Annotated in this window: 16 protein-coding genes; 13 read left to right on the top strand and 3 right to left on the bottom strand. The window is 68.2% G+C overall.

Annotation, left to right across the window (positions count from 1 at the left end; genetic code table 11):
- Positions 1-243: 243 nt before the first annotated feature.
- Together AB4Y92_RS19840 and AB4Y92_RS19835 are read left to right on the top strand one after the other, a co-directional pair.
- On the top strand, positions 244-3585 hold the full coding sequence (locus AB4Y92_RS19840; protein ID WP_441821231.1) for a TIM-barrel domain-containing protein: 3342 nt from the start codon (positions 244-246) through the stop codon (positions 3583-3585).
- A 125-nt stretch (positions 3586-3710) separates the two neighbouring features.
- Positions 3711-6713 (top strand): TonB-dependent receptor domain-containing protein, encoded by a 3003-nt coding sequence (locus AB4Y92_RS19835; protein ID WP_441821230.1) that lies wholly within the window; start codon positions 3711-3713, stop codon positions 6711-6713.
- Positions 6714-6856: 143 nt separating this feature from the next.
- On the opposite strand, the gene AB4Y92_RS19830 is transcribed toward AB4Y92_RS19835, so the two are convergent.
- Positions 6857-8101, bottom strand: a complete 1245-nt coding sequence (locus AB4Y92_RS19830) for a M23 family metallopeptidase (protein WP_441821229.1) — start codon at positions 8099-8101, stop codon at positions 6857-6859.
- A 281-nt stretch (positions 8102-8382) separates the two neighbouring features.
- Here AB4Y92_RS19830 and AB4Y92_RS19825 point away from each other — a divergent pair, with 281 nt between their 5' ends.
- Together AB4Y92_RS19825 and AB4Y92_RS19820 are read left to right on the top strand one after the other, a co-directional pair.
- Complete coding sequence (locus AB4Y92_RS19825) at positions 8383-9369, top strand: arginase family protein (RefSeq protein ID WP_441821228.1); 987 nt, start codon at positions 8383-8385, stop codon at positions 9367-9369.
- A 7-nt stretch (positions 9370-9376) separates the two neighbouring features.
- Positions 9377-9814: a RidA family protein gene (locus AB4Y92_RS19820; RefSeq protein WP_441821227.1), complete on the top strand. Its 438-nt coding sequence runs from the start codon at positions 9377-9379 to the stop codon at positions 9812-9814.
- A gap of 197 nt (positions 9815-10011) precedes the next feature.
- Here the strand turns inward: AB4Y92_RS19820 and AB4Y92_RS19815 are convergent, their stop codons facing one another.
- Positions 10012-10761: a helix-turn-helix domain-containing protein gene (locus tag AB4Y92_RS19815; RefSeq protein ID WP_441821226.1), complete on the bottom strand. Its 750-nt coding sequence runs from the start codon at positions 10759-10761 to the stop codon at positions 10012-10014.
- 120 nt (positions 10762-10881) lie between these two features.
- On the opposite strand from AB4Y92_RS19815, the gene AB4Y92_RS19810 reads away from it, so the two are divergent.
- The 7 genes from AB4Y92_RS19810 (at position 10882) to AB4Y92_RS19780 (ending at position 18295) form a co-directional block, all read left to right on the top strand.
- Positions 10882-11820 (top strand): 4-hydroxyproline epimerase, encoded by a 939-nt coding sequence (locus AB4Y92_RS19810; RefSeq protein ID WP_441821225.1) that lies wholly within the window; start codon positions 10882-10884, stop codon positions 11818-11820.
- Positions 11821-11837: 17 nt separating this feature from the next.
- Positions 11838-12938, top strand: a complete 1101-nt coding sequence (locus AB4Y92_RS19805) for an NAD(P)/FAD-dependent oxidoreductase (RefSeq protein ID WP_441821224.1) — start codon at positions 11838-11840, stop codon at positions 12936-12938.
- Positions 12935-13183: a 2Fe-2S iron-sulfur cluster-binding protein gene (locus AB4Y92_RS19800; protein WP_441821223.1), complete on the top strand. Its 249-nt coding sequence runs from the start codon at positions 12935-12937 to the stop codon at positions 13181-13183. The genes AB4Y92_RS19805 and AB4Y92_RS19800 overlap by 4 nt, the downstream gene beginning before the upstream one ends.
- Positions 13176-14510, top strand: a complete 1335-nt coding sequence (locus AB4Y92_RS19795) for an FAD-dependent oxidoreductase (protein WP_441821222.1) — start codon at positions 13176-13178, stop codon at positions 14508-14510. Before AB4Y92_RS19800 ends, AB4Y92_RS19795 begins: the two co-directional genes overlap by 8 nt.
- A gap of 77 nt (positions 14511-14587) precedes the next feature.
- Positions 14588-15493, top strand: coding sequence for a dihydrodipicolinate synthase family protein (locus tag AB4Y92_RS19790; RefSeq protein WP_441821221.1), 906 nt, complete (start codon positions 14588-14590; stop codon positions 15491-15493).
- A gap of 1 nt (position 15494) precedes the next feature.
- Positions 15495-17084: an aldehyde dehydrogenase family protein gene (locus AB4Y92_RS19785; protein WP_441821220.1), complete on the top strand. Its 1590-nt coding sequence runs from the start codon at positions 15495-15497 to the stop codon at positions 17082-17084.
- Complete coding sequence (locus tag AB4Y92_RS19780; RefSeq protein ID WP_441821219.1) at positions 17081-18295, top strand: M24 family metallopeptidase; 1215 nt, start codon at positions 17081-17083, stop codon at positions 18293-18295. The genes AB4Y92_RS19785 and AB4Y92_RS19780 overlap by 4 nt, the downstream gene beginning before the upstream one ends.
- On the opposite strand, the gene AB4Y92_RS19775 is transcribed toward AB4Y92_RS19780, so the two are convergent.
- Positions 18223-18447: a DUF6053 domain-containing protein gene (locus AB4Y92_RS19775; protein ID WP_441821218.1), complete on the bottom strand. Its 225-nt coding sequence runs from the start codon at positions 18445-18447 to the stop codon at positions 18223-18225. The two genes, AB4Y92_RS19780 and AB4Y92_RS19775, sit on opposite strands and share 73 nt — an antisense overlap.
- A 290-nt stretch (positions 18448-18737) precedes the next feature.
- On the opposite strand from AB4Y92_RS19775, the gene AB4Y92_RS19770 reads away from it, so the two are divergent.
- The gene (locus tag AB4Y92_RS19770; RefSeq protein WP_441821217.1) at positions 18738-19958 is read left to right on the top strand and encodes an alpha/beta hydrolase family protein; all 1221 of its coding nucleotides are present in this window, start codon (positions 18738-18740) and stop codon (positions 19956-19958) included.
- 160 nt (positions 19959-20118) lie between these two features.
- Entirely contained in the window at positions 20119-21948 is a 1830-nt protein-coding gene (locus AB4Y92_RS19765) for a DUF885 domain-containing protein (RefSeq protein ID WP_441821216.1), read from the top strand.
- The last annotated feature ends 169 nt before the right edge of the window (positions 21949-22117 follow it).

The following is a 22117-nucleotide window of genomic DNA, read 5'->3' as shown; positions in this document are numbered from 1 at the left end:
CCGCCTTTGGGGAGGGCGGCGGTTGTGGGAAGCGCGGTTTCTGTGGAAGCAGCGGCTGTAGTGGGAGAGGCGGTTGTTGTGGAAGGGCCGGCTTTTGTGGGAGGGGCTTCAGCCCCGACGCTTTCCGTTCCGCCGCCGCGAACCAACCCAAGAGCGCCAGCCCAGAAAGCTCAAAACTCAAGCAAGCCGCAGTTTGTTTCGAAATGCCCGCCCAGCGGGCCCGGGGGTAAGGTGGAATTGAGCATGCGTCGTCCGCGACTGTCGATCGCGATCCTGGCTGCCCTGTTGGCGTCGGCGTTGCCGGCGTCGGCCGAGCCGGTCGGCAACCTGCGCGCGGTCCGCGCCGATGCCGGCGCGCCTTCCAGTTGGGAGCTGAGCACTGATACCGGCAGTGTGCTGCGCATCGACGTGCTTGCCGACGACATCGTGCGCGTGCAGGCCGGACGCCGCGGCAAGCTCACGCCCGCCGGCGACAAGGCCGCGCCGATCGTGTTGCCGCAGCCGGCGAGCAAGGTCGCCGCCACCCTGGAAGAAGACGAGGCCGAAGTGCGCGTGCGCACCGCCGCGCTCGTGCTGCATGTGCAACGGCAACCGCTGAAACTGCGCTTGGAGCGGATCGACGGCGAACGCCGCACGCCGCTGTGGCAGGAGCTGCAACCGCTGGACCTGGACGCCGCACAAAGCGTGCAAGTGCTGTCCTCGCAGGCAGATGAGGCGTTCTACGGCGGCGGCCAGCAGAACGGCCGCTATCAGTTCAAGGGCCGCGAGCTGGAGGTGTCCTACTCCGGCGGCTGGGAAGAGGGCGACCGTCCCAGCCCGGCGCCGATGCTGCTGAGCTCGCGCGGCTGGGGCATGTTGCGCAACACCTGGAGCGACGGCAGTTATGATTTGCGCCAGCCCGATCAATCCACGCTGCTGCATCGCGAAGACCGCTTCGACGCGTATTACTTCGTCGGCGAACTGCCGCGCCTGCTCGAGCGCTACACGCAACTGACCGGCCGCCCCGGCCTGTTGCCGCGCTGGGCGCTGTCCTACGGCGACGCGGATTGCTACAACGACGGCGACAACGGCAAGAAGCCCGGCACCGTGCCCGAAGGCTGGCACGACGGCCCCACCGGCACCACGCCGGATGTGGTCGACAGCGTGGCGCGGCAGTACCGCGAACACGATATGCCCGGTGGCTGGATCCTGCCCAACGACGGCTACGGCTGCGGCTACAAACAATTGCCCGAGACGGTGAAAGGGCTGGCGAAATACGGCTTCCGCACCGGCCTGTGGACCGAGAACGGCGTCGACAAGATCGCGTGGGAAGTCGGCACCGCCGGCAGCCGGGTGCAGAAGCTCGACGTGGCCTGGACCGGCAAGGGCTATCAGTTCGCGATGGACGCCAATCAATCCGCGTTCAACGGCATCCTGCACAACTCCGATTCGCGCCCGTTCCTGTGGACGGTGATGGGCTGGGCCGGCATCCAGCGTTATGCCGTGGCCTGGACCGGCGACCAGAGCGCGAGCTGGGATTACATCCGCTGGCACGTGCCGACGTTGATCGGCTCGGGCCTGTCCGGCATGGCCTACGCCACCGGCGATGTCGATGCGATCTTCGGCGGCAGCGCCGAAACCTACACCCGCGATCTGCAGTGGAAAGCCTTCACCCCGGTGCTGATGGGCATGTCGGGCTGGTCGTCGAATGCGCGCAAGCATCCGTGGTGGTTCGACGAGCCCTACCGCAGCATCAATCGCGACTATCTGAAATTGAAGATGCGGCTGACGCCGTACATGTACGGCTTAACTCACGAGGCAGCGCAAACCGGCGCGCCGCCGGTGCGCGGGCTGATGTGGGATTACCTGCAAGACCCGCATGCGCAGGACGAGGCCTACAAGTACCAGTTCCTGCTCGGCCGCGACCTGCTGGTGGCGCCGGTGTATCGCAGCCAGGCCGCGAGCCGCGGCTGGCGGCGCGGCATCCATCTGCCAGCCGGACGCTGGATCGATTACTGGGACGGCCGCAGCGTGCAGGCCGGTGCCGCCGGCCGCGAGCTCGACCGCCAGGTCGATCTGGCCACGCTGCCGCTGTTCGTGCGCGCCGGCGCGATCGTGCCGATGCATCCGTCGATGCTGTTCGACGGCGAAAAGCTGCTGGACGAAATCACCTTCGACCTCTACCCGCAGGGCGATTCGCAGTACACGCTGTACGAAGACGACGGCAACACGCGCCGTTACGAGCAGGGCGAGTCGAGCACCCAACAGGTGCGAATGAGCGCGCCGGGGCAGGGCAGTGGCCCGGTGTCGGTGCAGATCGATGCCGTGCAGGGCCAATACCAGGGCCAGTTGCCGCAGCGGCGCTACGCCTTGCGCGTGCTCAGCCGGCAGGCGCCGCGCGCGGTTTCGCTGGACGGCCGCGCACTACCGAAGCTGGCCGATGCCGCCGCGCTGCAAACCGCGAGCGAGGGCTGGTATTTCGATCCGGCGCAACGCAAGGGCAGCGTGCATGTGCGCACCGCCGCCATCGATATCCGCAAGCCGCTGCAACTGGCGCTGGACATCGCCGTCGCCGCGGCCGCCGCCGACGATGCGTTCCCGGCCGCGCCCGCGCTGGGCCGCGCGCTGCCGGCCGACAGCCTGCTGGTGGTCAACCGTCCGGCCGAAGAGCCCGGTCATGTCTTGGAAAGAGCGTTCGACGACGACGCGAACACGTGGTTCCGCAGCGTGCGCAATCAAGCTGTGCGTACCGGTGCGCACGAATGGACGATCGGCTTCGGCGAGCGCAAGTTGATCGACGGCATCGAGCTGGCGCCGCGCAACGACAAGAACTGGAAGCACGGCCAGATCCGCGATTACGAGGTCTACCTGGGCGACAGCAACGGCGAATGGGGCGAGCCGATCGCGCGCGGCCAGTTGCAGCTCAAACAGGAGATGCAGCGCATCGACTTCCCCGCGCACGCCGGCCGATTGCTGCGCTTCCGCGTGCTCAGCGTGCAGAACCCGGAAGGCGACGGCGCATCGGCCACCGATCCGATGGTCACCGCCGCGCAAGCCGGCGCGGCGCGCGCGGTCGATGCGCTGCAACCGCGCGACGTCGGACCGATTGCGCTGTCGAGCTTCCATATCCTCGAACACCAGGAACCGGAGCGGCCGGCACAGCAACGCTATCTCTCCGAGCTGCCGTTGCCGGCCGCGCTGGCCGCTCAGGTGCGCGCCGATCGCGCCTTCCGCGGTGAACAAGCGCTGCGCATGAACGGCCTGGTGTTCCGTCGCGGCCTCGGCGTCGGCGCGACCAGCCGCATCGATCTGCGCCTGCAAGGCCAGTGGCGATTGCTGCGCGCCGACCTGGGCATCGACGACGCCTGCCGCGCCGCCGGCGGCCTGCAATTCCAGGTCTGGAGCGGAAGCCGCCTGCTTTACGACAGCGGTCTGGTGAAGGCGCCCGGCGTGGTCAAGCCGGAGCTGGACATCCGCGGTCTGTCGTCCCTGAGCCTGCGCACGCTGGGCGCGCAGGGCAGTCAACCCGCCCAGGTCTGCGCGAACTGGGCCAACGCCGTACTGATCGGCCAGGAGGGCGATACCGCCAGCATCCTCGCGCCATGACCCCACTCAACCCGTAACACCGCTCCTCCCCCCGCCCACACCGACTGCGGCCTTCCGGCCGCGGCCCGGGATCGCTGTTGCCTTTCGTCCGCCATCCGCGCTGCAGTCCTGCCAGGAGAGTTCCGATGTTGCCCGCAAGCCGCCGTCCGCGCCGTCACCGCGCAAACCGCATTCCCGTCACCCCGCTGTCGTTGGCCCTGGCGGCCGCGCTGCTGGGCCATGTTTCCATCGCGGCCGCACAGGATGGCGCCGAAAGCACCGACAGCAAGGAAAAAACCACCGAGCTGTCCCGCATCGAAGTCACCGGTTCCAACATCCGCCGCACCGATGTGGAAACCGCTTCGCCGGTGCAGGTCATCAGCAAGCAGGACATCGAGAACATGGGCGCGCGCACCTTGTTGCAGGTGCTCGACAACCTGCCGGCCGCGCGTCCGGCGCAGCAGGATTCGCGCTCGCTGTTCACCGGTTCCGACGGCGCTTCGCAGGCCAATCTGCGCGGCCTCGGTGCGCAGGGCACGCTGGTGCTGTTGAACGGGCGCCGCCTGTCGTACTACGGCGCGCCGGCCGGGTTCCAGACCCAGTTCGTCAACATCGACGCCATTCCCGCCGCGGCGATCGAACGCATGGAAGTGCTGACCGACGGCGCCTCGGCCGTGTACGGCACCGACGCGGTGGCCGGCGTGATCAACGTCATCACCAAGCGCAATTACCAGGGCGCGGAAGTCAGCATCACCACCGACAAGTCCTCGCGCATCGATTCCTACGGCGAGCACCAGGCCAGCATCACCGCCGGCTTCGGCGATCTCGACAAGGACCGCTACAACGTCTACGCCTCGGTCAACCTGTATCGCCGCGACGCGATCCCGCTGAGCGATTTCTACGACAAGCGTCCGAAGCAGTACTACGTCAACAACCCGAACTACCTCAAGAACCTGCGCCTGGGCACCGGCAGCAAGCCGGGCGTGTTCAATCCCGGCAGCTACTTCGCCTTCGATCCGGCCACCGGCGCGCGCCGGCAGGAAGCCGCTCCGGGCTGCGACAACGTGCTCACCGGCGAAGCCGCCGGCCCGCGTTGCATCTGGCAGACCTGGATGAACAACGAGATCGACGCCGGCGCGCAGACCGAGCGCATGACCGGTTACGTCAACGCGCATTTCCTGATCGGCGAGAACACCGAAGCCTTCGCCGAGCTGACCTATACCGACATCGACCTGCGCGCCAACGGCGGCACGCCGCGCGCGTTCGGCAGCACCACCGGCAACCCGACCAGCTGGTTCTCGCGCAACACCGGCACCACCGTCAACCAGTTCCGCTATCCGTTCCTGGGCCCGAATAACGAGTACAACCACGCCAGTCCCGAGCTCAAGGCGATGATGGGCGGCGTGGTCGGCCTGAATTATCTGATGCAGGACGCCGGCGACGACTACTTCGGCCAGCGCAACACCGACCAGAGCTATCGCGCGCTGGGCGGCCTGCGCGGCAGCATCGGCGACTGGAACTGGGAAACCGCGTTCGCCACCGCCGGCACGCACTCGGTCACCTATCAGACCATCAACGTCAACCTGGAAGGTTTCCGCAAGGCCTTCGGCCCGTTCACCATCGATCCCGGCACCGGCCGGGTGATCATCTCCGATCATCCGGCGTACAAGTTCGGCGAGATCAGCGAGGCCAACGGCGCCTTGTTGCGCGCGGCCTATCCGACCTTCGACATCCAGTCCTGGACCCGCCTGCACACCCTGGACGGCAAGATCGAAGGCCCGTTGTTCAACCTGCCGGCCGGCGAAGTGCGCGCCGCGTTCGGCTTCAACATCAGCCGCGAAACCTTCTACACCCCGGGCAACGAAGACGCCGCTAACGGCCTGATCACCCAGCAGGGCGGCTCGTGGTTCGACGGCAAGCGCAACACCTACGCCTTGTTCTCCGAAGCGGTCGCGCCGCTGACCGACAAGCTGGAACTCGACGCCGCGCTGCGCGTGGACAAGTATCCGAACTTCAGCGCTAACGTCGCGCCGAAGATCGGCCTGAAGTACCAAGTGTTGCCGCAGTTGCTGTTGCGCGGTACGTATTCGGAAGGCTTCCGCGCCCCCAGTCTGGCCGAGGCCGGCACCGGCGGCGTGTTCGCCCAGCTCGGCGGCTATCGCGACGAAGTCCGCTGCGACGAGACCAACGCCATCGCCAACCTGCTGCGGCAATCGCGCCGCAGCGGCGACGTGGACCTGGGCAACTCGCTGCTCAATGCCGACTGTAGCCGCACCGTGGCGCGCATGACCCAGCCCAACCAGGGCCTCAAGCCGGAGAAGGCGAAGATCGCCACCCTGGGCTTCGTGTTCGAGCCGCTGGACTGGTTGTCGGTGTCGGCCGACTACTGGTTCATCTATCGCCGCAACGAAATCGCCGCGCCGGATTTCAGCAAGCAAGAAGACATCCAGTCCTCGACCCGCTCGCCGATCACCGATTCCGACCGCGCCGCGCTCGCCGCGCTGGCGGCGATGTGCGCCGATCCGGCCAGCGGCGTGGCCTGCCCGGGCACGCTGCCGGGCTACAGCGTCGGCAACGTGGCCAGCGTCGTCGGCCGGTACAAGAACAAGGGTCGCACCCTGGTCGATGGTTTCGACATCGATGCGCGCAGCCGCTTCTCGCTGGGCGAGTGGGGCAGCCTGAATGTCGGGCTGGCCGCCACCATCGCGCGCCGCAACCAGGCTTATCTGGACGACGAGAACGGCTGGTACTACGGCAACACCGTGGGTTACTACGGCAACCCGCGCCTGCGCGCCACGATCAACGCCGACTGGAACTACCGTCAGGTGACCTCCAGCTTCTTCGTCAACTACGTCGGCAAAACCAAGTGGGCGTACGAGCGCATCGACGCGGAGGACAACAACCCGGAGACCTGCACCGCCGGTTTCCTGGCGCTGCCCAAGGCCCAGTGCGACGGCGTGCCGTCGTGGTGGACGGCCAACCTCAGCGTGACCTGGCGTCCGACCGACAAGCTCAACGTCGGTATCACCGTCAAGAACCTGTTCGACCGGATGCCGTTCTACGATCCCAACAGCTTCCTCGGCGATTCCAGCGATTACGCCAGCATCTTCGGGCGCAGTTACAGCTTCACGGTCGGCTACAAGTTCTGAGGGTTCGATCGCGCCGGCACAGTTGCCGGCGCGATCTCATTGGTTTCTGACGGGATGAGCATGTCCGCTCGTTCCTGCCCGCCAGCGCTTTGCCGATGGCGCAGCGTTTGCCGGCCTGCGCATCGCAGGCCGATGTAGGCGCTTCACGGCTGGTTCGCGTGCGACTTCGGTTGGAATTCGATCACGTCGTTATCCAAGGGCATCTGACCCTCGTGCATCTGCGATCCGGGCGCGAGCGCCGAGTCCGGCGCCAGGGCGCGATCGATCATCCAGGTTCCGTCGAAACCGAAATGGTCGAATACGAACGGCAATCCTTCCGAGCCTTCGAAGTTCGGTGAATTCGATACGTGCAGGTGCAGATGCGGGCCGCCGGAGCTGCCGGACTGGCCCAGCGCGCCGAGCAGTTGGCCCTTGCGCACGCGCTCGCCGGTCTTGACCGCGACGCTGCCCGGGCGCAGATGCGCGTAGTGCACGTACACGGACGGCGCGATCTTCAGAATCACGTAGTTGCCGTATAAGGCATCGGCGCTGAGCGAGACCGGCTCGGTCTGCGGCGCCAGCGGTGCATGTTCGCCTTCGCCATCGCGCGCGGCCTGGACTTCGCCGTCGGCCACGGCCACGACCGGCGCGGCGTAGCCGATCCAATCGCTGTGCCGGCTCTTGCGCAGGTCGGCGACGCCCTTGCGCACGGCATGGCCGCGCGCATCGAGCCCGATCAGATCCATCGCGTAACGCTGCGGAATGGTGACCTGTCCATCTACCGCGACCACGCTGCCCCAATGATGCGATTGCGAATTCGACGGGCCTTCGTACGCGAACCAGCGGCCCTCGCGCAGCGGCGCGCCGAGCACCACCGGCGAGTCGGTGTTAATCGCGACGCGGGCGCCGTCGACGAACTGGCTCGCGCCCTTGTCGTCGCGGAATTCGATCCGATGGCGCAGGCTGCGTGGCGCGTTCTGGCCTTTGCCCAGATCCAGCCAGACGAAGGCGGTCGCGCGCTGCCCGCCGGCAATCGCCAGCGCCTTGGTCGCATCGTCCCCCGCGCCTTCCGGTCCGAGCAGGCGCAGCAACCGTTCGCCTTCGAAACTGGCCAGCGGCGCGGCGGCATCGTCCGCGTACACCTCGATGCGGTGCAGGCGCAGCGTCGCGCCGGAGCGATAGAAGTTGGTGATGTGCAGCTCATAGGCCAGATGCGCGAGGCCGTCGCGGCCGGGCACCGCGGCCGGCGGCCACGGCGTGCGCACTTCGACCGGCGCCTGCGCGCTGTCGGCCGCGGCCGGGAACGCGCAGGCCAAGGCCAGCAGGCTCGACGACAGGACGGTGCGGGCGAGGGCGGCGCAACGCCGGCCGATCCGGCGCGGGTTGCGGCGAAGCTGAGGGTCGATCATCGGTGAATCCGCTGGAGGTCGGGTACGAGCACCGGCCCGTTGTGCCCGCCCGGCGCGTATGCCGGCCGATCCTACTGGAATCGCGGACGACGCGGCGAGGCCCGTCCGTCGGTAACCGGCAAACCTAGGTTGACAGGTTTGCGCGCCGTCAATAACCTTTAATTTATATTTAGAGGGTTAAGCCGATGCGGCCTTGGTCCCTGCGGATGCTGCTGATCGCCTGGCTGCTGCCGGCCTTGGGCGCGTGCGCGCAAGCGCCGGGCCCTAACCCAGGAGCCGCGATGTCCCGTTCCGCTTCGTCGTTGTCCCCGGGCCGCGCCGCCATTGCGGTCATCGATGCGCCCAGCAATCTGGGCCTGCGTCCGCCCAGGCCGGGCGCGGAGCCGGGCGTGCGCCGCATGCCCGACGCGTTGCGCGCGACCGGGCTGGTGCAGCGTTTGCGCGCGCGCGACGCGGGCCGCGTCGAAGCGCCGGCGTACTCGCCCGAACCCGATCGCATCATCGGCTTCCGTAACGGCGCGGCCTTGCGCGATTACAGTCAGTCGCTGGCCGATCGGCTGTCGCCCTTGCTCGACGGCGGCGAGTTCGTGCTGATGATCGGCGGCGATTGCAGCGTGCTGCTCGGCAGCGGACTGGCGCTCAAGCAGCGCGGCCGCTACGGGCTGGCCTTCGTCGATGCGCACGACGACTTTTCCTATGCCCGCGATCGCAAACGCTACCAAGGCTATTTCACCGCCGCCGGGCTCGATCTGGGCTTGGCGACCGGGCACGGCCCGTCGGCGTTGACGGATCTGCGCGGCCAATCGCCGTATTTCCAGGCGCGCGATGTGGTGCATCTGGGGCTGGTGCTGGAAGAGGGCGATAAGAGCGACTACGAGTTCGAATCGTTCGAGCGCTCGGGCATCCACAGCATCGACGCCGACGCGATCCGCCGCGACGGCGCCGCTGTCGCTGGCCGCGCCGCGCGCTCGCGCCTGGAAGCGATGCCGACGCAGGGGTTCTGGATTCACGTCGATGCCGACGTACTGGCCGAGCGGGTGATGCCGGCGGTGGATTCGCCGAATCCCGGCGGCCTGGATTTAGAACAATTGCGCGCCTTGCTCGCGCAGTTGCTGGCCAGCCCGAAGGCGGCGGGCATGGAGTTGACGATCTTCGATCCCGACCTGGACCCGGATGGGCGTTTGGCGAAGAAATTGGCCGGGACGGTGGCGGGTGCGTTCGAAGACAGCGGGCGCTGGCCGTCGTCCGCCGCGGCATCGGCGCGCTGAGGCCGGTATGCAGCGACGCGATTTCCTTGCAGGCGGTACCGCGGCGGTGTTGCTGGTGGCGGGGCGTGCGACGGGTGCCGCCGAACTTGCGCCGGTAGAGTCTGAAGTGGCGATCGCGCATCCGATCAACGCCGGCTCGCGTTTGTTGTTCATCAGCGGGCAGGTGCCGACCGATGCCGAGGGCAACACGCCTGCGCGTTTTTCCGAGCAATGCCGGTTGGCGTGGCGGAATCTCGAAGCGCAGTTGGCCGCTGCCGATATGCAATTGCGGCATTTGGTGAAGGTCACGGTGTTTCTTGCTCGATCCGGGGATCGTCGGCGTGAACGCGAACTGCGGCGCGAACGTCTGGCCGGCGTGGCGCGGCCATCGGTCAGTGTGGTGGTGACCGGGATTTACGATGAGGCTTGGCGGATTGAAATTGAGGCTATTGCGTTGGCTGGGTGAAGCAAATCCCCCCTACCCCCCTTTTTCAAAGGGGGGAACAGCAACGGCAACAGCAACGTCGGTAACGACGACCACAAGTGAACGAAGGCGCTGAAACTTCGCCCCCTTTGAAAAAGGGGGCTGGCGCCTGCGTAGCCCGCTTCAGACGGATGCAACTGCGCCGGGGGATTTGCTCTACCCCAATCATCAGCGCACCCTCAATCGCCAGCGCCAAAATCCCGATGCGAAGCCCGATAGTCGCGCGGCGCCATCCCCACCGTCGCCTTGAACTGCCGCGCGAACGCGCTCTGATCCGAAAACCCGCAAGCCAAGCCGACCTGCGCGATGCTGGCCTCGCCGCGCAACTCGCGCATCGCCGCTTCGATCCGCATCTTGGTTATCGCCTGCTGCGGCGTAAGCTGAAACACCTTCTGGAAATGCCGCTCCAGTTGCGCGACCGACAATTTCGCCACCTGCGCCAGCGCGGTCACCCGCAGCGGCCCGGCATAGTTCTGCTGCATGTGCTCGGTGACGCGGCGCAGCCGTTCATAGGTAGGATCGCGCCCATCGGGCGAGCCCAGGTCGCGCGACAGCCCGACCAATCCGCCGACACCGCCGGCCAGCGGCAACGGCCGCTTGCCGGTCAGGCACCAGCCCGGTTGCCGGTTCGGATACAGATGCACTTCGAGCTGGTTCTCGATGATCTCGCCGGCCAGCACGCGCCGGTCCTGGATCGCGTAACGCCCGCCCAGCCGTGCCGGAAACACTTCGGTCACCGCGCGCCCGATCACGTCCTCGCGGCGCTTTAGCCCCAGGCGCCGCACCAGGGTCAGGTTGGCGTGGGTGTAGCGGCCGGCGCCGTCCTTGACGAAGAACACCACGTCGGGCAGCGCGTCGCACAGCGTCTGCATGAGCTCGGCGTCGATCGCCACCGCGGCGGTGGGCGGGCTGGAAAGGGCAGTGGGCATGGGCGGCTCGCGGCCGGTTCGGAACCGGCGGGACAGGGTCGTACCGATTATGCCGAATTCCGCATCCGATGCCGGCAAGGACCGCTAGACCCGGACGGCCCGGGCCGCGAGCATGTCGGCATGCATAGCCTAGACATCATCGACTCGCACACCGGCGGCGAACCGACCCGCGTGGTGGTCTCCGGATTTCCCGATCTGGGCGCCGGCACCCTGGCCGAACAGCGCGACCGCTTCCGTGCCGAATTCGACCATTGGCGCAGCGCCATCGCCTGCGAGCCGCGCGGCTCGGACACGGTCGTCGGCGCGCTGCTGCTGCCGCCGCGATCGGCCGACGCCTGCGCCGGGGTGATCTTCTTCAACAACGTCGGCTACCTGGGCATGTGCGGCCACGGCACGATCGGTTTGGTGCGGACCTTGCAGCACTTGGGCCGGATCGGTCCCGGCCTGCATCGCATCGACACCCCGGTCGGCACCGTCGGCGCGCATCTGCACGAAGACGGCCGCGTGTCGATCGACAACGTCGAGAGCTGGCGCCACGCCGCGCAGGTGCGCATCCAGGTGCCGGGCTTTGGCGAAGTCAGCGGCGATGTCGCCTGGGGCGGCAACTGGTTCTTCATCGCCAAGACCGATCGCGAAATTTCCCTGGCCCATCAGCGCGAACTGACCGCGCATGCCGAAGCCATCCGCCACGCGCTGGAAGCGGCCGGCATCACCGGCGCCGACGGCGCGCAGATCGATCACATCGAACTGGAAACCGGCGCGACGGCGGCCGACAACCACGGCCGCAACTTCGTGCTGTGTCCGGGGCTGGCCTACGACCGTTCGCCCTGCGGCACCGGCACCAGCGCGAAACTCGCCTGCCTGGCCGCCGACGGCAAACTCGCGCCGGGCGCGCCGTGGCGGCAGGAAAGCGTGCTGGGCAGCGTGTTCGAAGGCTCCTACGTCCACGGCGAGCGCGGCGTGCTGCCCACCATCACCGGCAGCGCGCACATCACCGCGGAGTCACGGCTGTTGATCGACGAACGCGATCCCTTCGCCTGGGGCATCGCGGCGCGCTGAGCGCGCGCGGCGTCGCCATGACCAGCTACGACCTCATCGTCATCGGCGCCGGTATCGTCGGCGCGGCCTGCGCCGAGGGCGCGGTGCGCGAAGGCCTGCGCGTGGCGGTGGTGGAACCCGGCCCGGTCGGCGGCGGCGCGACCGCCGCGGCGATGGGCCATCTGGTGGCGATGGACGACGATCCGGCCGAACTGGCGCTGTCGAATTACTCGCTGCGCTTGTGGCAACGCTTCGCCGATCTGCCGCAGGCCGAATTCAGCCGCTGCGGCACCTTGTGGGTGGCGCGCGAGCCGCGCGAACTCGACGGCGTCGCGGCCAAGGTCGCGCGCCTGGCCGCGGTCGGCGTGCGTGCGCAGCGCATCGAGGCCGAAGAGTTGTATCGCCTGGAACCCGAACTGGTGCCCGGCCTGTGCGGCGGCATGCGGGTGCCGGACGAGGCGGTGGTGTATCCACCGCGAGTCGCCACGCATCTGCTCGACCTGGCGCGCGAAGGCGGCGCTCATTGTTATCTCGGCCGCCGCGTCGTCGCCTTGACCGCGAACGGCGCGCGCCTGGACGACGGCAGCGAACTCAGCGGCCCGGTGCTGCTCGCCACCGGCTGCGCCTTGCCGCAGTTGCTGCCGCAGTTGCCGATGCGCGCGCGTAAAGGCCATCTGGTCATCACCGAACGTTATCCCGGGCGCGTGCGTCATCAACTGCTGGAACTGGGTTATGCCGACAGCGCTCACGGCGACGCCGACAGCAGCGTCGCCTTCAACGTGCAGCCGCGGCCGACCGGGCAGATCCTGATCGGCTCATCGCGCGAGTTCGGCGTGGAAGACCGCGCGGTGTCGATGCCGATGCTGCGGCGCATGCTCGAACGCGCCTTCGCCTTCCTGCCGATGCTGCGCGAGCTGCAAGCCTTGCGAGTGTGGACCGGCTTTCGCCCGACCACCGCCGACGGCCGGCCCTATATCGGCGCGGCGGCCGTGCGCGCCGACACCTGGGTCGCGGCCGGTCACGAAGGCCTGGGCGTGACCACCGCGTTGGCGACGGCGCAGTTGCTGATCGACCAGATCCTGCGGCGCGCGCCGGCGATCGACCCGGCGCCGTTCCTGCCCGAACGGGTGCTGCGATGAAATCCGCGCCGGTGCGCTTGCTGATCGACGGCGTCGCGGTGGAAGTCCCCGCCGGCGCCAACGTCGCCGCGGCGGTGGCGCTGGCGTCGCTGCGCTTCCGGCGTTCGCGCGAAGGCGAGCCGCGCGCGCCGCTGTGCGGCATGGGAGTGTGTTTCGAATGCCGGGTCAGCATCGACGGCGTCGCCCACCAGCGCGCGTGCATGACGCTCGCCCGCGAAGGCATGCAGGTGCACTGCGATGACTGAGGTCTGCGACGTGCTGGTGATCGGCGCCGGCCCGGCCGGACTGGCGGCGGCGCGCGCGGCCGCGACCCACGGCGTGGACGTGGTGCTGGTGGACATGCAGGCGCGCGCCGGCGGCCAGGTCTGGCGGCAGGATGTGCGCAGGCCCGAGGTTTCGCCGGCGCGGAAGAAATTCCAGGCGCTGCAGGCGCGCGCCAACCTGCGTTGGCTCGGTCAGGCGCAAGTGGTCGCCGCATCCCCTGGACAGGTGTTGATCGAAGAAGCCGGGCTGGCGCGCGAGTTGGGCTATCGCGCGCTGGTGCTGGCGACCGGTGCGCGCGAACTGCTGTTGCCGTTTCCCGGCTGGACCTTGCCCGGCGTGACCGGCGCGGGCGGATTGCAGGCGCTGGTCAAGCAAGGCTGGCCGATCGCCGGCCAGCGCGTGTTGGTCGCCGGCAGCGGGCCGTTGTTGTTGGCCGCGGCGGCGACCGCGCGCGTTCACGGCGCGAAAGTGATCGGCATCCACGAGCAGGCGCCGGCCGCCGAATTGGCGCGATTCACGGCGCGGCTGTGGCGCTGGCCGGACAAACTCGCGCAGGCCGCGGCGCTGCGCGCGCGGCTGGCCGGCGTGCCGTATCGCGGCGCCAGCTGGGTTTGCGCCGCGCACGGCGACGATCGCGTGCGCGAAGTCGAACTGGAAACGCCGCGCGGCCGCCGCCGTATCGCCGTCGATCATCTGGCGGTCGGCTACGGCCTGGTGCCCAACACCGAACTGGCCGCGCAGCTGGGCTGCGCGCTCGATACCGACAGCGCGCATGCGCGCGTTCGCGTCGATGACGATCTGGCCACCAGCGTCGCCGGCATCTACGCCGCCGGCGAAGCCTGCGGCATCGGCGGCGTGGACGCGGCGCGGATCGAAGGCGAAATGGCCGGCCACGCGGCGGCGGGCGCGCTCGACGCCGCACGCGCCCTGCGCGCGCGCCGCGAACACGCGCGCGCCTTCGCCGATCTGCTACCGCGCCATTTCGCGCTGCGCGCGCAAGTGCGCCAGGCGGCGACGGCGCAAACCGTGATCTGCCGCTGCGAAGACGTGCGCCTGGGCCAGCTCGACGAATACGCCGACTGGCGCGCGGCCAAACTCGCCACCCGCTGCGGCATGGGCAGTTGCCAGGGCCGCATCTGCGGCGCGGCGCTGACCGAGTTGCGCGGCTTCGCGCCCGGCGCGGCAACGATTGCATCGACCCCGGCAGCGCCCGCGCACGGCGCGCGACCGCCGGTTTTCCCAACCCGGCTGGCCAGTCTGGCCGGGCTTTCTTATCCGGCGCAGGACGCGACGACGCCACGGCGCTGAGCGCGGCCTTCCAACCCGAATCACACAGCTGCAATCCCCATCGCAACGCCCCAACACCGAACCCAAGGATCTGTCCCATGAGCAATGCTTCATTCTGGCGCGGCGTCGTTCCCGCCATCACCACGCCGTTCCACGCCGACGGATCGATCGATCACGATTTCCTGGCCCGCCACGCCAACACCCTGATCGATGCCGGCTGCATCGGCATCGTTCCGCTCGGCTCGCTCGGCGAGGCGGCGACCTTGAGCTTCGAGGACAAGCTGGCGATCCTGCGCACGCTGGTCGCCGCGCTGAAAGGCCGCGCGCCGGTGATTCCGGGCATCGCCGCGTTGTCCACCGCCGAAGCGGTGCGCCTGGCCCAGGAAGCGGAGAAGATCGGCTGCGCCGGCCTGATGGTGCTGCCGCCGTATGTGTATTCCACCGACTGGCGCGAGATGAAGGCGCACGTGAGCGCGGTGATCGCCGCGACTTCGCTGCCGTGCATGCTTTACAACAACCCGGTGGCGTACAAGACCGACTTCGTTCCGGAACAGATCGCCGAACTCGCCGGCGAGCACGCCAATCTGCAGGCGGTCAAGGAATCCTCCGCCGACGTGCGCCGCTTCGCCGCGATCCGCGCGCTGCTCGGCGAGCGTCTGGACCTGCTGGTCGGCATGGACGACGCCATCGTCGAAGGCGTCGCGATGGGCGCCACCGGCTGGATCGCCGGACTGGTCAACGCCTATCCGGTTGAGTCGGTGCGTTTGTTCGAACTCGCCCGCGACGGCGGCGCGCCGGCCGCGGCCGAGCTGTACGCGTGGTTCCTGCCGCTGCTGCGCCTGGACACCGTGCCCAAGTTCGTGCAGCTGATCAAGCTGGTGCAGGCGCAGGTGAACCTGGGCAGCGAGCACGTGCGCGCACCGCGCCTGACCCTGCAGGGCGGCGAGCGCGAAGCGGCGCTGGCGGTGATCGCACGCGCCAACGCGCAGCGTCCGGGCCGCTGACATGGGCGCGCGCGAACCGGTATTGATCGAAGGCCGCTGGCAGGCCTCGCACGACTCGGGCGGCGAATTCCGCGCCTTCGATCCGACCCGCGCGGTCGCGTTCGGCCCGGCGTTTCCGATCAGCGGCGCGCGCGACGTCGAGGCCGCGCTGGCATCGGCCAGCGCGGCCGCCGACCTGCTGGCGGCGTGCGAACCCGAGCGCATCGCGGATTTCCTCGATGCCTACGCGCTGGGCATCGAGCACGACGCGCCGGATCTGGTCGCGCTGGCGCATCTGGAAACCGCGCTGGCGATCGAGCCGCGATTGGCCAAGGTGGAACTGCCGCGCACCACCGGCCAGTTGCGCCAGGCCGCGCGCGCGGTGCGCGAGCGTTCGTGGACGCAGCCGGTGATCGACACCGCCGCCGGCCTGCGTTCGCATCTGGCGCCGTTGCACAAACCGGTGCTGATCTTCGGGCCGAACAATTTCCCGTTCGCCTTCAACGCCGTGGCCGGCAGCGATTTCGCTTCGGCCATCGCCGCGCGCAATCCGGTGATCGCCAAGGTTCATCCCTCGCATCCGGCGACCAGTCAGCGTCTGGCCGAGCTGGCGCATCGCGCGCTGGTCGAGGCCGGCCTGCCGGCGACGGCGTTGCAGGTGCTGTATCACCTCGATCCCGCGCTCGGCCTGAGTCTGGCCGGCGATGCGCGACTGGGCGCGCTGGCGTTCACCGGCAGCCGCAACGCCGGTCTGGCGCTGAAGGCGGCCGCCGATGCCGCGGGCGTGCCGGCGTATCTGGAACTGTCGAGCATCAACCCGGTGTTCATGCTCGACGGCGCCTTGCGCGAGCGCGGCGCGGCGTTGGCGCAGGAGTTCTTCGCCTCGTGCACGATGGGCGCCGGCCAGTTCTGCACCAACCCCGGCGTGGTGGTGGTGCCGCGCAGCGCGCACGGCGATGCCTTCGTCGAAGCGGCGTCGGCCTTGTTCGCGCAGGCGGGAGAGGGCGTGTTGTTCTCGCAAGGCGGGCGCGATCACTATCTCACCGCTTCGGCGCGCTGGCGCGAAGCCGGCGCGACCTTGATCGGCGGCGGCGAAGCGGCCGGCGGCGAAGGCTATCGGGTGCGGCCGGCGCTGTGGTCGGTCGATGCCGAGCCGTTCATCGCCGATGCGCGTTTGCGCGGCGAAGTGTTCGGACCGGCCAGCCTGATCGTGCGCACGCGCGACGACTACCACGACACGATCGCGATCGCGCGCGCGCTGGAAGGCAATCTGACCGCGACGATCTACGCCGCGGCCGACGACGCCTATGTGCAAGGCGCGCTGGCCGCGCAACTGCGGCCGCGGGTCGGCCGGCTGATCGGCAACCGCATGCCGACCGGCGTAGCGGTGAGCGCGGCGATGAACCACGGCGGGCCGTACCCGAGCACCGGCCATCCGGGTTTCACTTCGGTCGGCCTGCCGGCGGCGATCCGCCGCTTCGCCGCGCTGCATTGCTACGATCAGATCGATGAAAGTTTGCTGCCGACGGAATTGCGCGACCGCAATCCCGGCGGGATCGCGCGTTGCATCGACGGGCATTGGACGACGGACGATATCGGAGCGAAACCATGAACTATTCCAACCGACAGATCGGTGGCTTGAGCCTGGAACAGGCGCGCGCGCAGCTGGCGCCGTGGCGCGAGCGCGCCGCGGCGATCGACGCGGCCGAATACCAGCGCCGGATCGAACGCGCGCGCGAATGCATGCGCGCGGCCGGACGCGACGCGCTGCTGATCACCGCCGGCACCTCACTGCGCTATTTCACCGGCGTGCCGTGGGGCGCGAGCGAGCGCCTGGTGGCGATGCTGCTGACCCTGGAGGGCGATCCGGCCCTGATCTGTCCTGCGTTCGAGGCCGGATCGCTGTCGCACGTAGTGAACATTCCCAGCCAAACGCGGCTGTGGGAGGAACACGAAGATCCCTGCGCGCTGGTGATCGACACCTTGCGCGCGCGCGGCGCCAGCCGGCTGGCGCTGGACCCGGGCGCGGCGTTCGCGATCTTCACCGCCCTGCGCGCGGCCGCGCCGGGGCTGGACCTGAGCGATGCCAGTGCGATCGTCGATGGTTGCCGCGCGCGCAAGTCGGCGGCGGAACTGGCGTTGATGAAGCAGGCCACGGCGATGACCTTGCACGTGCATCGTCTCGCCGCCGGGCTGGCCGAGGAGGGCGTCACCACCGGCGTGTTGCGCCGTTTCATCGACGAAGCCCATCGCGCGCTCGGCGCCGACAACGGTTCGACCTTCTGCATCGTCCAGTTCGGCGAAGCCACTGCGTATCCGCACGGCATTCCCGGCGAGCAGTCGCTGCGTGAGGGCGAACTGGTGTTGATCGACACCGGTTGCTCGGTGCAGGGCTATCAGTCCGACATCACCCGCACTTACATCTGCGGCCGTGCCAGCGATGCGCAGACGCGCATCTGGGACCTGGAACTGGCCGCGCAGAAAGCCGCGTTCGACGCGGTGCGTCCTGGTGTCAGCGGCGAAGCGGTCGATAGCGCCGCGCGCGAGGTGCTCGAACGCGGCGGGCTGGGGCCGGACTATCGTCTGCCCGGCTTGCCGCATCGCACCGGTCATGGCTGCGGCATGAGCGTGCACGAAGCGCCGTATCTGGTGCGCGGCAACCGGCTCGGATTGGACAGCGGCAATTGCTGCTCGAACGAGCCGATGATCGTGGTGCCGCAGCAGTTCGGAGTGCGGCTGGAGGATCATTTCTATGTCACCGACGACGGCGCGGCGTGGTTCACGCCGCCGTCGGTGGCGATCGACCGGCCGTTCGCGGATTGAGTGCGATGGGGTTGCGGTACTGATGCAACCTCATAGATAGCGAAAGCGGTGAAGTCTGTTGTGGGAGGGGCTTCAGCCCCGATGCTCTTGTCCCAGATCGCGATGTCGGATCGAAAAGCATCGGGGCTGAAGCTCCCTCCCACACTAGACATCGGGGCTTAAGTCCCCCCCACAACAAACCTCGCGGCATCGGCTGCGATCCGGCGTCGCCTCTAAGCATCAGTTTGTGCATATGCGCGACCGATCAAGGTTTGCGCGGCGCTCTCGTGTCGTTCGGCACGTGCCGGCGCCGTTGCCGCCTTGCCAGCATGACCACTCCGCCGCGCGGCCGGATGCCGCGCGCTCTCAGGAGGTTGGCATGATCGGATTCAGATCGTTACCTCGCCGTTCCGCAGATTTCAACGCAATACCGCTTGCCGCGACGGTCCGCGCAAGAGCGCGGTTGCTCGAGTTCGCCGCGCTGTGCCTGCTGTTGTCGGCCCTGTTCGCCGGCATCGCCTCGGCCGCGCCGCCGAAGTCCTTCACGTTGCCACCGACCACCGGGCCGTATCGCGTCGGTACGGTCGAGCTGCATCTGGTCGATCGCTCGCGCACCGATCCTTTCGTCGGCGGCAAGCGCGAATGGATGGTCACGGTGAGCTACCCGATCGCGCCCAACGCGCATGGCCCACGCGCGCCGTGGATCGAACCGGCGTTGGCGGCGACGATGGACAGCTTCGCCGTGGAGCAGCTCGGATTCGCGCCGGGCGCGGTGGACTGGGCCGGCGCGCGGCGGCCGGCGACGCGCGGCGCGGCGCTCAAGCCGATGCCGGGCGGCTGGCCGGTGGTGCTGTTTTCGCCGGGCCTGCAGTACTTCCGCGAGATCTACAGCAGCAGCGTCGATGATCTGGCCAGCCACGGTTATGTGGTCGCGTCGATGACGCATACACACGAAGCCTTCTTCGCCGCCTTTCCCGGCGGCCGCATCGCGCCGGGCGTGAATCTGGTCGAGACCGTGGAATCGACGCAGCTGTGGCTCGATACCCGCATCGCCGATGCGCGCTTCACCCTCGATGCGTTGAGCCAGATGAACTACGGCCGCAATCCCGATGCCGAGCAGCGGCCGTTGCCGCCGGGCTGGCGCGGCGGCCTGGATTTGTCGCGCGTGGGTTTCTACGGCCATTCCTACGGCGGAACCACCGCGGCGGAGACGATGTTCTTCGATCGCCGTTTCGATGCCGGCATTGATTTCGACGGGCGTCTGGCGACCACCTACGGGCCGCCGCAGGATCTGCCTTACGGTCCGATCAAGGCCGCGCGCTACGGCCTCGACAAGCCGTTCCTGTTGATGGGCGCGGGCCGGCATTCGCATGTGCCGGTGGAAGGCCAGGACCGCTCGTGGATCGAGTTCTGGGGCAACCAGCGCGGCTGGAAGCGCGAGGTGCAGCTGCGGCTCGGCGCGCATTTCAGCTTCAGCGACTACCCGCCGATCCTGTCGCAACTGGGCGATGCGTTGCCGCCGGGTCTGCTGGAAGCGGCCAACGGCACGGTGCCGCCGGCCGAGTCGGTGGCGGGGACGCGCGCGTATGTGCGGGCGTTCTTCGATCTGCACCTCAAGCACCGGCCCACGCGCGCGTTCGAGCGGCCGCATCCGGCCTATCCGAACTTCCAGCCGGTTCCCTGATCCGGCTTGGGCGCCTTTGCTGCGCGGCGGCGCAGCAAAGGCGGTTTGCGGCAAAGAATCGGCCCGCGCGATGCGGGCGGCAGACACTTCAGGCACATGGCCCGGCCCCGGGTTTGCCGCATGATGGCCGGCACCGTCCGCGACCCATCCGAGCCTTGCGATGATTTCGAACCGTTCCTTGTCCGTGCGCGCGCCCCTGGCCGCGCTGACCGCCGCGCTGTCGATTGGCCTGAGCCTGGCGCCGGCGTTCGCCGCCGAACCGGCCGCCGCCGCCGCCGCCAGCGCCGCGACCAACGCGACCGGCGAGCGCTTCAAGGCGCTGTACACCCGCGAATGGAAATGGCGCCAGGCGCAGTTCGCCGGCGGCGACGACGAAGACGTGCAGGGCCAGCCGGCCGCGCATCTGCCGCGGGTCGATCCGGCCAGCCAGGCCGCGCGCGAGCGTTACTGGGCGCAGGTGATGACCGAGCTTGCGGCGATCGACAAATCGCAGCTCAGCGGCGAAGACCCGGTCAACTACGAAGTCTTCCGCCAGCAGATCCAGAGCCTGCTGGCCAATCAGCGCGTGCGTCAGTGGGAGATGCCGTTCAACAGCGACAGCGCGTTCTGGACCAACCTGGGCTTCACCGCGCGCCGGCCGATCCGCGATGTCGTCGGCTATCAGCGCTACCTCGGCCAGCTGCGCGATATTCCGCGTTACTTCGACGAGCAGATCGGCAACATGCGCGCCGGCCTCAAGCGCGGTTTCAGCGTGCCGCGGGTGACGCTGACCGGGCGCGACGTGTCGATCAAGGAAGTCGCCGACGCCAAGCTCGAAGACAATCTGCTGTACACGCCGTTCAAGCAGATGCCGGCGAATATTCCTGCCGCCGAGCAGGCGCGTTTGCGCGCCGAGGCGGCCAAGGCCATCGATGAGTCGGTGCTGCCGGCGTATCGCAAGCTGCTGGCGTTCATGCAGAACGAATACATGAAGCAGGCGCGCACCACATTGGCGGCCGAATCCATGCCCGGCGGCGAAGCGCTGTACCAGGCGAAGATCCGCGAGTTCACCACGCTGGATCTGACTCCGGCGCAGATTCATCAGATCGGCGTGGAGGAGGTGGCCAAGATCCGCGCACAGATGGACGAGACCATCGTCAAGACCGGATTCAAGGGCAGCTTCCCCGAATTCCTGCATTACCTGCGCACCGATCCGAAGTTCTATCCCAAGACCGCCGACGAACTGATGATGCGCGCGTCGTGGCTGGCCAAGCGCGTGGACGGCGAGATCGGCAACTACATCGGCCTGCTGCCGCGCCAGCGTTTCGCGATCCGGCCGGTGCCGCCGGATCTGGCGCCGTTCTACACCGCCGGCCGCGGCGGGCGCGATGTATATCTGCTCAATACCTACGACCTGCCTTCGCGTCCGTTGTTCAATCTGCCGGCGCTGACTCTGCACGAATCTTCGCCCGGGCATTCCTTGCAGGGTTCGCTCGCGGCCGAGCAGGAGGGGCTGCCGGATTTCCGTCGCTACACCTATATCTCGGCGTATGGCGAGGGTTGGGCCTTGTACTCGGAGAAGCTCGGCATCGAGATGGGGATGTACGACACGCCCTACGATTACTTCGGTTATCTGACTTATCAGATGTGGCGCGCGAGCCGGTTGGTGGTGGATACCGGTATCCATCACCTGGGCTGGACGCGCGAGCAGGCGCAGGCGTTCTTGCACGACAACACGGCGTTGAGCGATCACGAGATCGAAACCGAAGTCGATCGCTACATCGGCTGGCCGGGGCAGGCGTTGTCGTATTACCTGGGCGAGATGAGCATTGTGCGTTCGCGCGCGAAGGCTGAGCAGGCGTTGGGAGAGGACTTCGACATCCGCGCTTTCCACGACGCGATCCTGGCGCTGGGCTCGGTGCCGCTGCCGGTGCTGGAACAGCGGGTGGATCGGTTTATCGAGGAGAGCCGGGGTAAGGCGGCGGAGAAGAAGGCTAAGGCTAAGTCTTAGTGGGTTGCTTGGGGTAAGGCAAAAGCAAATCCCCCCTGGCCCCCCTTTTTCAAAGGGGGGAACCCGTTAGGTGGGTGTGTAAGGGGTGGGAGTGGCGTCTGATCGCGTCAGATCGAGCCTTGCCGCCGTCGCTGTCGCCGCTGTTGCCGTTGCCGTTGCTGTTCCCCCC

It is taken from the genome of Lysobacter sp. TAB13 (assembly GCF_052113885.1).
Lineage (GTDB): Bacteria > Pseudomonadota > Gammaproteobacteria > Xanthomonadales > Xanthomonadaceae > Lysobacter > Lysobacter gummosus.
The sequence above is the reverse complement of the archived record's forward strand: the minus strand, read 5'-3'. Positions and strand labels throughout refer to the sequence as shown.

Bases quoted from the DNA above. Each gene is read 5' to 3' on its own strand.
- AB4Y92_RS19840 (WP_441821231.1), top strand. From the start codon at position 244: ATGCGTCGTCCGCGACTGTCGATCGCGATCCTGGCTGCCCTGTTGGCG.
- AB4Y92_RS19835 (WP_441821230.1), top strand. From the start codon at position 3,711: ATGTTGCCCGCAAGCCGCCGTCCGCGCCGTCACCGCGCAAACCGCATT.
- AB4Y92_RS19830 (WP_441821229.1), bottom strand. From the start codon at position 8,101: ATGATCGACCCTCAGCTTCGCCGCAACCCGCGCCGGATCGGCCGGCGT.
- AB4Y92_RS19825 (WP_441821228.1), top strand. From the start codon at position 8,383: ATGTCCCGTTCCGCTTCGTCGTTGTCCCCGGGCCGCGCCGCCATTGCG.
- AB4Y92_RS19820 (WP_441821227.1), top strand. From the start codon at position 9,377: ATGCAGCGACGCGATTTCCTTGCAGGCGGTACCGCGGCGGTGTTGCTG.
- AB4Y92_RS19815 (WP_441821226.1), bottom strand. From the start codon at position 10,761: ATGCCCACTGCCCTTTCCAGCCCGCCCACCGCCGCGGTGGCGATCGAC.
- AB4Y92_RS19810 (WP_441821225.1), top strand. From the start codon at position 10,882: ATGCATAGCCTAGACATCATCGACTCGCACACCGGCGGCGAACCGACC.
- AB4Y92_RS19805 (WP_441821224.1), top strand. From the start codon at position 11,838: ATGACCAGCTACGACCTCATCGTCATCGGCGCCGGTATCGTCGGCGCG.
- AB4Y92_RS19800 (WP_441821223.1), top strand. From the start codon at position 12,935: ATGAAATCCGCGCCGGTGCGCTTGCTGATCGACGGCGTCGCGGTGGAA.
- AB4Y92_RS19795 (WP_441821222.1), top strand. From the start codon at position 13,176: ATGACTGAGGTCTGCGACGTGCTGGTGATCGGCGCCGGCCCGGCCGGA.
- AB4Y92_RS19790 (WP_441821221.1), top strand. From the start codon at position 14,588: ATGAGCAATGCTTCATTCTGGCGCGGCGTCGTTCCCGCCATCACCACG.
- AB4Y92_RS19785 (WP_441821220.1), top strand. From the start codon at position 15,495: ATGGGCGCGCGCGAACCGGTATTGATCGAAGGCCGCTGGCAGGCCTCG.
- AB4Y92_RS19780 (WP_441821219.1), top strand. From the start codon at position 17,081: ATGAACTATTCCAACCGACAGATCGGTGGCTTGAGCCTGGAACAGGCG.
- AB4Y92_RS19775 (WP_441821218.1), bottom strand. From the start codon at position 18,447: ATGTCTAGTGTGGGAGGGAGCTTCAGCCCCGATGCTTTTCGATCCGAC.
- AB4Y92_RS19765 (WP_441821216.1), top strand. From the start codon at position 20,119: ATGATTTCGAACCGTTCCTTGTCCGTGCGCGCGCCCCTGGCCGCGCTG.